The organism is Actinoplanes sp. NPDC020271 (assembly GCF_044388125.1).
Lineage (GTDB): Bacteria > Actinomycetota > Actinomycetes > Mycobacteriales > Micromonosporaceae > Actinoplanes.
Genome location: NZ_JBIRWQ010000024.1, coordinates 126,279 through 138,104, shown reverse-complemented (window position 1 = coordinate 138,104; position 11,826 = coordinate 126,279). Strand labels below are relative to the sequence as shown.

Genomic DNA, 11,826 nt, shown 5'->3' with positions numbered 1-11,826 from the left:
GCATCCCGCCCGGAACAGCACGAGGAGGAACCCGCCGTGTCCCCGTCCTCCATCGAGATGCTGATCTTCCCGCCCTCCCCGTCCCCGGAACAGGCCGAGCCGCCCGCCGACGACCTGCGCGTCTTCGGGCTGCTGAGCCTGCTCCGGCAGGGCGAGCTGGAGAGCCGGGGGCTGGACGTGGAGGCCCGGCCGCTGCGCAACTATCAACTGCGCTTCTCCAGCGCCGGCCGGATCCGCCCCGAGTACCACACGGTCACCCTGGACGGCGGGGCCGAGGCGCGGACGTACGGGCTCGGGGTGATGTTCCCGCCGTACACCGTGCACGCCCGCGACTCCACGTCCCCGGCCGGCACCGACAACTGCGACCTGACCCAGGTCGACCACGTCCACGTCCGCCGGGCCGAGGTCCCGCACGACGACCCGCTGCGCCTCGCGCCGATCCGGGAGATCCTCGCCCACGCCGGGGCCGGCCGCGACAACTCCGCGGTGGTCCGGGAACTGCGGGCGGCCCTCGCCGACCAGCTCGACACCCGTAGGCTTCCCCGCCCGGTCCGGGCGTCCTGCTCCGCGGCCGTGCACGAGGCCGCCGCGGTGGTGCTCGGCGACGACGCCATGACCCGGCTGGCCCCGCGGTTCGTCCTGGAGGTCACCACCGTCCCGGCCGGTGCGCTGCTGGCCGCCGACGAGGACCTGGCCCGGGCGTATGTGGAGCTGCTGGCCGACCCGCACGACCAGCCCGAGTCGCTGGCCGGTTTCCTGCACGACCTGGTCGAGGCGGCCGCGTCCACCACCCCGGAGAACCTGCTCGGTTACGCCGACGGCCTCACCCAGCAGCAGCCGACGCTGCTGGGCCTGTTCAGCCTGGTCTCCGCCGCCCCCGCGACCAGCATCCGGCTCAGCGCCGCCGCACCGGCCCCGGCCCGGGCCCCCAGCCGCTGAGCGGGTGTCCCCGCCACCGGGCCGCTTCCCTTCGGGTCGATGCTCGTGGGTCCTGGGTGAAAGAAGCAGTGGCCCGGAGGTGGAGCGGCACCGCTCCGTCGAGCCGGTCATCCTGCGCCTGGATCTGCTGAGCGAGCAGCTCACCGCGTGAGCACCGTGGAACGGGAACGGGCGGGAGACCTCGTCTCCCGCCCGTCCGTCAGCACCGATCGCTAGTTGCCGCCCGGCGCGGACTGCCCGGGTTGCGGCTGGTTCTTCTTGCCGTTGCTGACCTGGATCGTCACCGCGCCGCCCTTGACCGTGCGGCTCTCGGAGGTGCCGGCGGCGGTGTCCGCCGGGCAGTCCGAGTCGACCTTGGAACCGACCACGGGGTCGAAGCCGGCGCCGCTGATCTTGTCCTTCGCGTCGGCGATCGAGTCACAGGTCACGTCCGGCACGTTGCGCAGGTCGCCGGTCGACATCTTGTCGTTGCCGGGCGTCTTGAACTGGACGCTCGGCTTGCCCTTCATGAAGTCGGCCAGCGTGTGCTGCACGGCGTCGTTGATGACGTCGTGGGACATGTGTTCCTTGTGGTTCTGCCAGTCCGGATTGGCCATGTAACCGGCCACGACCAGCGACGTGGTGCCGACGATCAGCGACGCGGTCTTGTCGGCGTCGGTGGTGCCGGTCTTGCCGAACACCGGGTGCCCGACGATCCCGTGGGTGTCGGCGGCGGTGCCACCGGCGCAGCTGCCGAGCTGGGCCGAGTCGCCGACCGGGCAGCGGGCCGCGTCGATGGTCGCCCGGGCCACGTCCTTGGTGGTGGCCTGCGTGCAGTGCGGCTTGCCGACGTCGATCTTCTCGCCGCTCTCGGTGGTGATCTGGGTGATCGGCGTGGGGTCGCAGTGCTTGCCGTCACCGGCCAGCGTCGCGTACGCGTTCGCCATGTCCAGCGGCGTGGAGTTCATGGTGCCGAGGGTGAACGAACCCCAGCCGGCGGCCTGGTCCTCGTCGTTGGCCATCTCGGCCTCCTTCGGGACGCGGAACTGGACGCCGAACCGCTTCGCGACGTCGACCACGTTCTCCGCGCCGGCCTTCTCCTCCAGCGGCACGAAGTACGTGTTGACCGACTTGCCGAAACCGGTCCACATGTTGAAGACGCCGGCCTCCTTGGCGCTCGCGTTGCTCGGGCACCAGTCACTGGAGTTCGGGCAGGCCGACGAGTCGCTCGGCGACGTCTTGTACTGCGAGTGGTAGGTGGCCGGCGAGTTGATCGGGTAGCTGAGCGGGAAGCCCTTCTCCAGCGCGGCCACCATCGTGAACATCTTGAAGACCGAGCCGGCCTGGTAACCGGTGATGTCGCCACCGCCGGTGATCAGCGGGTTCGTCGTCTTGGGGAACGAGCCGCGGATCTTCTTGGCCTTCTTCGCCGGGTCGGGCGAGAGCTTGTTCGTGGGGTGGGCCGGGTCGTCCAGCCCGTACGTCCGGTTGGTGGCCAGGATCCGGACCCGGCCGGTGCCCGGCTCGACGCCGGCCAGCAGCAGCGCGTTCTGGCTGCTGTCGGACTGGCGCTCGGTGATCTCGGCCCGGGCCGAGTTCTGCCCCTTGATGTCCAGCGTGGTGACGACCTTGTAGCCGCCGCTCTTCAGCCGGCGCTCCCGGTCGTACGTCGTGGCGCCGAACGCGTCCTGGTCCATCCACCAGCGGTAGAAGTAGTCGCAGAAGAAGCCCCAGTTGTTCTTCGGGACCGAGATGCAGCCGTTCGCGATGGACTTGACCTTGGTCGGGATCTTCTCGGTCTTCGCCTTGTCGGCGTCGGCCTGCGTGATCGCGCCCATCGCCACCATGCCCGGCAGGATGTAGTTGTCGCGCCGCGCCTGGATCTGCTCGTGGCCCGTCTTGATGGTCGGGTTGAAGCTGGTCGGGGCCTTCACCATGCCGGCGAGCATGGCCGCCTCGGCGACGTCGAGCTTGCTGGGCGTCTTGTTGAAGTAGACCTGGCTGGCGGCGTAGATGCCGTAGGCCTGGTTACCGAAGGGCGCGATGTTGAGATAGCGCTCGAGAATCTGCTCCTTGGTGAGCTCCTTCTCGATCTGCAACGCGTACTTCATCTCGGTGAGCTTGCGCGTCGGGGTGTCCTTCGTCGCATCGATCACCTCCTGCGGGTTGGTGGCCGAGTAGGCCAGGGCCATCCGCACGTACTGCATCGTGAGGGTCGAGGCGCCCTGCTGGGAACCGCCCTGGTTGTTGCTGACGAACGCGCGGGCGACACCCTTGAGGTCGACGCCGTTGTGCTGGTAGAACTTCCGGTCCTCGGCGGCGATGATCGCGTTCTGGATGTTCTTGGAGATGTCCTTGATCGGGACATCGCTGCGGAACTCGTCGTGGAACTGCGCCAGCAGGGTGCGGCCGTCCGAGGCGTAGACGCGAGTGACCTGTGGGGAACTGAAATCCTTCAGCTCACTGGGCAGGCTTGCGAACGACGTCCCGCCGGCCTTGGCGGCGAGACCGGACATCGCGGCGGCGGGGAAGGCGGCCGCGGCCACCACCACACCGGCCAGGAGACCGCACACCAGCAGGGACGACACCTTTGTGAAGTTGTTTCGCACGTGAGATAGACGCATCAGCGAGGGCCCCGGTTAGTCCTTCGGCGAGAAGTGTGACGGTCGTCATGCCGTCGGCCCGATCACGGGGGATCGGGCCAACCGCGCATTTAACTACAGACCCGCAAACCAGCGCACGATCTGTGAAACCGCCAACAGCTCCGACCCCTCGTGGACCATCCCGCTGTAGGACGTGTCCACCCCGACGTCGACCGGCGGAACGCGGACGCCGTGGGTGGCGAAGGACTGCCGGCAGGCGACCGTGTTGCCGGTGACAGCTTGCTCGTCCCCGGGGGAGAAGTACAGCCGTACCGGCACCCGGGGTGCCCATTCACAGACACTGTCGGCCTCGCGCAGCGCCGCCGCGAACCGGTCGTTCGGCTGCCGCAGCAACGCCTTTCCGCCGTCGGTGAGCAGCTCGTCGACCGTGTCCGGCACCCCTGCCAGCACTTCCGGCCCCGGATGGCCGGCGTCGAACAGGTCCCCGATCCCGACGTAGGCGGGCATGAAGACCTCGGCCGGATCGCGGTAGATGTCGTGCAGACGGTCGTAGGACGTCAGCAGGTAGGCCATGTAAGCCGCCGCCAGCCGCGGCTGCACCTCGGGCGTGAAGACCGCCGGGATCTCCACCCGTCGCATCGCGTAGGCCCCGCTGACCGGTGCCACCGCCGCGATCCGGAACCACGGGTCGGCTCCCTCCTGCAGCGCCCGGGCCAGTCCCAGCGCGGCCGAGGCGCCCTGGGAGAAGCCGGACGCGTAGACCTCACGGTCCAGCCCGGTACCCTGCCGGGCGGTGAACACCCGGGCCGCGCGGAGCAGGTCGAGCGAAGCACTGGTCTCGCTGCGCACGTCCATCCACGGGTGCGGGCCGGTGCCACTGCCGAGCCCCAGGTAGTCGGGGGCGACCGCGGCGAACCCGGCACTCGCGAAGGAGATCGCCGGGCCGGTCAGGAACGTGTCCTCGCCGACCGACGGGGCGTCGCCGCGATAGACCGACGTGCCGTGCGCGAACGACACCGTGCGCAGGTGACGGGCGGTGCTGAGCGGGAGCACGAGCAGACCGCTGGCGACGGCCGGGCGGCCCTGCGGGTCGATCGTGCGGTAGACGAGGCGCTGCAGGCTCACGCCGTACCGAGTGATCGGGTCGGCGAAACCACCGGCGGAGAGCAGGTCGCGGACCCGGGCCGGGGAATCGTAGGTCGCGAGGGGTGTGGCCGAGACCAGTGAGCCTCGGCCGGCCGGGGGTGTGCCGGCCGTGGCCGGCGTGGTGACCGCTGTCGCGGCGACGGCCGCGAACAGCACTGCCGCGATGGTGCGTCGAAGTGTCCTCATGAGAACGACGCTAGGGATCCGGAGGGACCGTATCGATCCTGCAGGCGTTAGTCCCAGGGGTGGTGACAGCACTACCCCGGATCGGGGAAAACCGACCTGACCAGGGAGATCAGGGCTCGCGTGGCCGCGCCCGGCGCGCGGTCGGCGGGAATCGCCAGCGACATCGGCCACTGCAGGTCGGCGCCGGTCACCTCCAGGACCGCCACGCCGGCCGCGCCCTCCAGCACGAAACCGGGGAGCAGTGCGACGCCCAGCCCGTGCTCGGCATAGCTGGGGCCGGTGCTGATGTCGCTGATCTCGATCGTGACCCGGCGCCGGACGCCGGCCGCGGCGAACGCCCGGTCGGCGACCGCCCGGTTGCCGAAACCGACCGGCGAGTCGATGAAGTCCAGCCCGTCCAGCGCGGTGATCGGCACTCTCCCGCGCCCGGCCAACCGATGATCGGCCGGAACCACCAGGTGCAGCGGCGCGAACGCCAGGTCGATCAGCCGGATGCCGGGCGGCGGCGGCCCGGGCACCGACACGAACGCCAGGTCGAGCCGGTGCTCGGTCAGCTGCTCGACCAGGCCGGCCGAACCCGACGGCGCGGCGGTCGTCTGCAGCAGCACGCCCGGGTGCCGGCGATGGTACTCACCGAGCAGCGACGGCAGGTCGAGCAGCCGGATCGAGGTCAGCACGCCCAGCCGCAACGTCCCCCGGAGGCCGCCGCGCACCTCGCCGACCGCGTCCCGGGCGTCGCGCGCCGCGTCCAGCGCGATGCGCGCCCGTGGCAGGAGCGCCGCGCCGGCGTCGGTGAGCAGCACCCGCTTGGCGTTACGGTCCAGCAACGCGGCGCCGAGCTCGCGTTCCAGGCTCTTGATCGCCGCGGAGACCGCGGACTGCACGACGTGCAGGCGGGTCGCGGCGCGGGAGAAGTGCTGCTCCTCGGCGACCGCGACGAAGTACTCCAACTGGCGCAGCTCCACGCTGCAAGTATCACTGAAACTGATTCTTCTCTCCACCATCTTTCGTTGGACGTGATGCTTGCTGGTGCGGAAGCTGAGGGCATGACACTTCTGGCTCCTGCTCCGCGTCTCACCGAAGCGCCTGTGAAGACCCGGCACGGCGCCGGGTTCTGGATGATCGCCGCCGTCTTCCTGATCGCGATGGCGTTCTCCACCGTCCCGACCCCGCTCTACCCGCTCTACGTGGCCCGGGACGGCTTCTCCACGTTCACCGTGACCATCGTCTTCGCCGTCTACGCCGTCGGCGTCATCATCAGCCTGATCCTCGCCGGGCACGTCTCCGACTGGGTCGGCCGCAAGAAGATCCTGATCCCCGCGCTGGGGCTGGAACTGGTCGCCGCCGTCCTCTTCCTCACCGGCACGTCCCTGCCGGTGCTGCTGGCCGCCCGGTTCGTCACCGGCCTCGGCGTCGGCCTGATCACCGCCACGGCGACCGCCTACCTGCACGAACTGCACGCGGCGCACCGGCCCGGGGCGTCCCGGCAGCGCTTCGAGGTGGTCTCCACCGCGGCCAACACCGGTGGGCTCGGCGCCGGGTCGCTGGTGGCCGGCCTGCTTTCCGCGTACGTCGTCTCGCCGCTCCGCACGCCGTATGTCGTCTTCGCCGTCCTCCTCGTCCTCGCGCTGGTCGCCGTGGCCCTGACCCCGGAGACCGTGCAGGAGCGGCCGGTCAAGCCCGCCTACCGCCCGCAGAAGATCAGCGCGGACCGCACCGTCGCCGGATACCTCGCCGCCGCGTTCGCCGCGTTCGCCGTCTTCGGCCTGTTCACCTCGGTCGCCCCCGGATTCGTGGCCGGCACGCTGCACCACCCGTCGCGCATCCTGGCCGGCGCCCTCGTCTTCGCCGTCTTCGGCGCCGCGGCCGTCACCCAGGCCCTCACCGGCCGGCTCGGTGCCACCGCCAAACTCACCCTCGGCCTCACCGCCCAGGCCGCCGGCGTCCTGATCCTGCTCACCGGGATGTACCTGGCCAGCCTGCCGACCTTCGTCGTCGGGGGTGTGATCGTCGGCGTCGGCGCGGGCACCCTGCTCAAGGTCGCGATCGGCTCGGTCACCGCCCTCGCCGCCCCGGCCCGCCGCGGTGAATCACTGGCCGGACTGTTCCTGATCGGCTACCTCGGCCTGACCCTGCCGGTGATCGGCGTCGGACTCGCCACCCAGACGTTCACGGCGCTGGCCGCGATGACCGGCTTCGTCGTCCTGATGCTGGGCCTGCTCGCCGCGGTCGCCGCGATGACCACCCGCCGCACCGCCTGACCGCCCTGCTCACATCTCTGAAGCCCGCACCCCGGAACAGGGTGCGGGCTTCAGTCTGCGGCTCCCGGTACGTCGTCAGCCGCCGCCCCGTCCCACTCCTCCCCGGCGATGCCGTCGGCGACCTCGTGCTCACCGGGCGGAAACCCGAACCGTTCCTCGAACCCGTCGATCACCCGAGGCACCAGTCGCCGCACGCCCTCACGCCATTCCACAACCCATGCCGCGTCCACGTGGGCATTGACATCAGTCGTACCCACCCAGTTGTCGCACCACGTCGTGGTGGAAGTCGACGATCTGCAGCAGCGGAGCAGGGCTGCGCGTGGTCGCCGCCATGTCCTGTCCCTCCTTGGTCCAGGGTGGAGGAAAAACGGTCAGACCCTGATCCGCGGCGAGCGCGCCGGCCTCGGACTCCCACCCGGGCCAGCGCAGATTCTCGTAGAAGGCGTCCAGCGAGCCGGCCAGCACGGCGTACAGCCAATCGGTGTAGCCCTGCCCCAGGTCCTCCCATTCGAGGGTGTCAGGAGCGAAGTAGTGCACGGTCGGCGGCTTGCCCGGCTCGTTCGGGATCCACGCGAACTGCCCGCCGAGAATGTCGTAGGCCACCATCAGCCCGCGCAATTCCGGATTTGCTCCGGCGAGCACATCGGGCAGGCCTTCGGCGCCACTGCCCAGCACCCGCATCCAGCCGTGATCGATCAACAGGCCGCCGGTGTTCGCGACCACGGCGCCGAGCCACGACCTGGTGGTCACACCGAGTGCGGCCAGCGCGGCTTCGGCATTCTCCGGATCCGCCGGAAGCACTCGGACCGGGTACGGTGCGGCCTCGATCGTCGCCGTGATCTCGTCCCACGCGGAAGGATCCATTCGCTGATCATCACATGACGATCACGCGCTTCCCGACGGTGTGCTCCTTCGCCAGGTCGGCATAGGCACGGGCTCCTTCCGGCAGCGGGTAACGCGCCGAGACGTACGCCCGTAACCCGTCGGCGGCGACGTCGGTCATCGTGCCCAGGGTCGCGTTCGTGTCCAGGACCAGCTGGTACGAGACGTCGTCGCGCCCGATCCATTCCGGTCGCGGCGGCGGGAACGTCACCGTGTAGAGACGACCACCCGGACGCAACGCCGCCGCGATCGGCGCCAGCGACGGGCCCGGCACCGCGAAGTTGACCGCCACGTCCACCCCCGCCGGATAGTCGCTGTACCCGATCACCTCGGTCGCGCCGAGCCCCCGCAGCAGCTCCGCGTCACCGGCCCGCCCGGTGGCGACGACCGTGGCCTTCGCGGCGTCGAGCAGCGGGATCAGCACGGTTCCCATCCCGCCGGTGGCTCCCACGACCAGCACCGTCTCGCCGGGTGCGACGGCTGCGGTGAGCGCCACGGCCCGGGCGGTCAGGCCGCTGGTGCCCAGCGCCGCGGCGTCGACGGGCGACAGGGCGGCCGGACGGTGGGCGACGAACGGGGTCGCGGCCTCGATCACGACGTACTCGGCAAGGGTTCCGGTCCCGAGAGACGGCCGATCAGAACCGGCCATCGTCCGCATGACCCGTGGCACCGCGTGGCCGAAGATCTCGTCGCCGATCGCGTAGCCGGACACGCCGGCCCCGAGGGCTGTGACCGTCCCGGCGAAATCATTGCCGAGAACGTGCGGAAACGGCAGCTCGACCAGGCTGCGCAGATCGCCGCGCGGCAGTGCGAGATCGGCCGGGTTCAATGCTGCCGCCGCGACCCGCACCTGGAGTTGACCCGGGCCGGGTTCCGGGGTCGGCACCTCGGCGAGCGTGAACTGTTCGGGAGGGCCATAGCCGGTCGCTACCACTGCGCGCATGGCGGCGACGCTAGGGATCGGCGGATCGGACGGTCAACCGATTAAGACGTGGAAACCCACTTCTGCTCGATCCGCCCCGTGCACGCGCGCAGCCGGACCTGGCCGTTGTGCTCCTCGGTGAGGCACGGACCGTACCGGCCGTTGCGAATGGTGTCGACGAACCACCACTCCTGGGCCGGATCGGCGCCGTTGCAGGCGGCGACCCGGACGACCGTACCCTCGGATCTGATGCAGTTCTCGCCGTTGTAGAACTTTCCGGTACTCGCCTGGAACCATTCCTGCCCGGCCGTTCCGTCACCGCACGGACGAAGGCTCAGAATCGTTCCGGCCGCCCCGCCGGTCAGGCAACGGCTGTCGTCGGCCTTCGGGCGGATCCAGCCCTGATGCAGCGGCGGCGGTGCCACGACGGGCGCGGAGGCCGCCATGCCGGTCGTCAGAGCGGCCAGGAAACGGGTGAGGCGGCGCATGACCATTCACTCTAGGAATGCCCGCCGCCCGACCGCAGGAAAACGGGAAAGGGGCAGGCAGAAAAGCCCCCCCATTTCCCGTACGCCGTCGGCAGTTACTTCTTCTTGGTGGCCGGAGCCGAGCTCGCCGCCCCGGCGTCGCCCGCCGCGCCCTGCTCGTCGGCACCGGCACCCTGGTCACCCGCCGCGCCCTGGTCGTCAGCGCCCGCGCCGGCACCAGCAGCCACCACGGCCTTCGCGTCGGCCAGGGCCAGACACGCCTGCAGCAGGCTCGCCTGGGCGGAGGTCACCGCGGTCGCCGCGGCATCGTTCGCCGCCGCGCCCTGGTCACCGGCGTTCTGGTCGGCCGCGCCCTGGTCGCCGGCGTTCTGGTCGGCCGCGCCCTGGTCACCGGCGTTCTGGTCGGCCGCGCCCTGATCGCCCGCGTTCTGATCCTCGGCGTTCTGGTCGTCGGCCGCGCCCGGCCGGCCGGCCGCCTCCTGCTTACCGGCGCCCTTGGCCCCCTTGGCACCCTTCAACGACTTGAGATACTTCTTGGCCAGCTTCTTGTTGTCGGCCTTGTTCTCCGCCGCGCTCTGGTCCGCGGCCGCGCCCGCCTGCTCACCGGCAGCCGCCGCGGCATCCGCCGCGAACTGGTCACACGCCACTTCCAGAGCCTGCGCCGCACCGGTCGCCGCCGCACCCGCGTCCTGCGCCTTGACCGGCTGCAACTCCTCGCCGTCACAGACCACGGCACCCGCGTTGACCTGCACCTGCTGACACTTCGACACGTCGAACTGCTGACCGTCCACGTTCAACAGGTTGCCCGCCTTGGGCGTCGTGCTCGCGTTCGCGAACTGCACGCCGGCGACGCCGGACACCGCCAGCACCCCCGCGACCACCACCGCGCCGATCGTCTTCCGCCGGTTACCCAGGTTACGTCGGTACGTGCGCGACCTCATGATCACTCCTCGTCGTTGGACGTCGATGTTCACCGGTTGGGGGGCCATACGGGGCCCGCAGCCCGCCCGGTTCAACACCGATCCGCGACCGCCCCGCCCCAGCAGCCCGCATCAGGGGGTGAAATCGCAGGTCACAGCGCTGTTCAAAAAAGCTGGAAAAAATTGCCCGAATCGAGCGAACGGGTGGTCCGCTCCGCCCGGCATGGTCGGAACCGGTCAAGGCGGGATGACCCCCGCATGGACCCGATCGATGTCGCCCGCGAACTCGTCCACCGGCGCTCCCCGCCCGCGGACTGGGCGATGCTCACCCGCAGCGTCGTCACACCGCACCGCCGGCTCCGACCTGGACATCGTCGTGCTCGACGAGACCGACCCCGGACACCGCGAAAGCCCTCGCCACGAGGGCTGGCCCGTCGAACTCCTCGTCCACACCCGGGCCGGACTCACCGGAACCCTGGAAAGCGAACGCGCCAAACGCAAACCCAGCACCCACCGCATGCTCGCCCAAGGCGTCGTCCTGCTCGGCGACCCCGGCGACCTGCCCGCCCGGTGCGCGCGGGTCCTCGCCGACGGCCCCGGCCCACCGACCCGCGAACAACACGACTGGATGCGCTACCGCCTCACCGACGGCCTCGACGACCTGCACCACGCCACCGACCCGGGCGAACGCACAGTAATCGCGACGACCTTCTGGACGCGGGTAGGGGAGGCGATGCTTTCCCTGGGCGGACGCTGGGTCAGCAGCGGCAAATGGTTACTGCGCGAGCTGCGCGAACACGACCCGATCCTCGCCGAACGCCGGCTGTCGGCCCGCGACGACCCGGCCGCGCTCGTCAAGGAGGTGCTCGAGAACGCCGGCGGTCCACTGTTCGACGGCTACCGTGCGTGACGTCTGAGGTTTCCGATCAAAAGCGTTCCGGCGTACGCCGTGAAAGCCCCGGCGCGGTGATCGTTCGAGTGGCGGGCACGGAGCCCGAGGTGTGTCGGCTGGCGGAACGGGCCAGGGGGAGTGCGGCGCGTGTCGGTCGCCCGGAACGAGCTCTTGTGACCGGGGCGTGCGCCGATCGGTGGAACGAGCCCGCGGGAATGAGGCGCGTGCGGCCGATGGCACATCCCGCGAGCCGGCCACTTGTCCGGTGGCCGTGTCGGCGACCCGGGTGCACGGCCGAGCTGGGACACCGTCACTCGGCCAAGATCCGGCCGCCGATCCGCCCCGCCGAAGCGCAGACCCCACCCTCCCGAGGGGGGAGCTCCTACCCACCGTCATTCTCCCGCGAAATCCGAAGATCGTGGGGCTGCCCTGTGGACGAACCGACACTGTGGACAACTCCAAACGATCTTCGGAGCGTGGAATCATCGACGGCGAGCCGGTCCCACGGCCGTACCGGCAAAGCCTTTGACTGAGGCCGGCACCGATGGCGCCCGCCTGGACCGCAGCGTGCGGTCAACGCCGGGTGAGCCTCGCGTGGCGTCCTGGCC

At 70.4% G+C, this 11,826-nt stretch carries 11 protein-coding genes; 3 read left to right on the top strand and 8 right to left on the bottom strand.

The genetic code is table 11. The annotated features are described in order from the left end of the window. Nucleotides 1–36 precede the first annotated feature (36 nt). Entirely contained in the window at nt 37–939 is a 903-nt protein-coding gene (locus ACH442_RS37310) for a hypothetical protein (protein ID WP_396342813.1), read from the top strand. A 212-nt stretch (nt 940–1,151) separates the two neighbouring features. Here ACH442_RS37310 and ACH442_RS37305 read toward each other — a convergent pair whose 3' ends face one another. From ACH442_RS37305 to ACH442_RS37295, 3 genes are all read right to left on the bottom strand, one after another. Further along, complete coding sequence (locus ACH442_RS37305) at nt 1,152–3,542, bottom strand: transglycosylase domain-containing protein (protein WP_396342812.1); 2,391 nt, start codon at nt 3,540–3,542, stop codon at nt 1,152–1,154. Nucleotides 3,543–3,635: 93 nt separating this feature from the next. Beyond that, complete coding sequence (locus tag ACH442_RS37300; RefSeq protein WP_396342811.1) at nt 3,636–4,853, bottom strand: alpha/beta hydrolase family protein; 1,218 nt, start codon at nt 4,851–4,853, stop codon at nt 3,636–3,638. 71 nt (nt 4,854–4,924) lie between these two features. Next, entirely contained in the window at nt 4,925–5,818 is an 894-nt protein-coding gene (locus ACH442_RS37295) for a LysR family transcriptional regulator (protein ID WP_396342810.1), read from the bottom strand. Nucleotides 5,819–5,899: 81 nt separating this feature from the next. Between ACH442_RS37295 and ACH442_RS37290 the strand changes: the two genes are divergently transcribed. After that, the gene (locus ACH442_RS37290) at nt 5,900–7,114 is read left to right on the top strand and encodes an MFS transporter (protein ID WP_396342809.1); all 1,215 of its coding nucleotides are present in this window, start codon (nt 5,900–5,902) and stop codon (nt 7,112–7,114) included. 50 nt (nt 7,115–7,164) lie between these two features. Here ACH442_RS37290 and ACH442_RS37285 read toward each other — a convergent pair whose 3' ends face one another. From ACH442_RS37285 to ACH442_RS37265, 5 genes are all read right to left on the bottom strand, one after another. After that, nucleotides 7,165–7,308: a hypothetical protein gene (locus ACH442_RS37285; RefSeq protein WP_396342808.1), complete on the bottom strand. Its 144-nt coding sequence runs from the start codon at nt 7,306–7,308 to the stop codon at nt 7,165–7,167. A 49-nt stretch (nt 7,309–7,357) separates the two neighbouring features. Then, complete coding sequence (locus ACH442_RS37280) at nt 7,358–7,978, bottom strand: DUF2625 family protein (protein ID WP_396342807.1); 621 nt, start codon at nt 7,976–7,978, stop codon at nt 7,358–7,360. Between the two features lie 10 nt (nt 7,979–7,988). Further along, nucleotides 7,989–8,939, bottom strand: coding sequence for an NADP-dependent oxidoreductase (locus tag ACH442_RS37275; RefSeq protein ID WP_396342806.1), 951 nt, complete (start codon nt 8,937–8,939; stop codon nt 7,989–7,991). 41 nt (nt 8,940–8,980) lie between these two features. Beyond that, nucleotides 8,981–9,406, bottom strand: a complete 426-nt coding sequence (locus tag ACH442_RS37270) for a ricin-type beta-trefoil lectin domain protein (RefSeq protein ID WP_396342805.1) — start codon at nt 9,404–9,406, stop codon at nt 8,981–8,983. A 95-nt stretch (nt 9,407–9,501) separates the two neighbouring features. Next, entirely contained in the window at nt 9,502–10,347 is an 846-nt protein-coding gene (locus ACH442_RS37265; protein WP_396342803.1) for a hypothetical protein, read from the bottom strand. A gap of 355 nt (nt 10,348–10,702) precedes the next feature. On the opposite strand from ACH442_RS37265, the gene ACH442_RS37260 reads away from it, so the two are divergent. After that, complete coding sequence (locus ACH442_RS37260) at nt 10,703–11,236, top strand: nucleotidyltransferase domain-containing protein (protein ID WP_396342802.1); 534 nt, start codon at nt 10,703–10,705, stop codon at nt 11,234–11,236. The last annotated feature ends 590 nt before the right edge of the window (nt 11,237–11,826 follow it).

Coding starts and splice junctions, on each gene's coding strand:
- ACH442_RS37300 (WP_396342811.1), bottom strand. CDS start 4,853: ATGAGGACACTTCGACGCACCATCGCGGCAGTGCTGTTCGCGGCCGTC.
- ACH442_RS37305 (WP_396342812.1), bottom strand. CDS start 3,542: ATGCGTCTATCTCACGTGCGAAACAACTTCACAAAGGTGTCGTCCCTG.
- ACH442_RS37280 (WP_396342807.1), bottom strand. CDS start 7,978: ATGGATCCTTCCGCGTGGGACGAGATCACGGCGACGATCGAGGCCGCA.
- ACH442_RS37275 (WP_396342806.1), bottom strand. CDS start 8,939: ATGCGCGCAGTGGTAGCGACCGGCTATGGCCCTCCCGAACAGTTCACG.
- ACH442_RS37290 (WP_396342809.1), top strand. CDS start 5,900: ATGACACTTCTGGCTCCTGCTCCGCGTCTCACCGAAGCGCCTGTGAAG.
- ACH442_RS37270 (WP_396342805.1), bottom strand. CDS start 9,406: ATGCGCCGCCTCACCCGTTTCCTGGCCGCTCTGACGACCGGCATGGCG.
- ACH442_RS37265 (WP_396342803.1), bottom strand. CDS start 10,347: ATGAGGTCGCGCACGTACCGACGTAACCTGGGTAACCGGCGGAAGACG.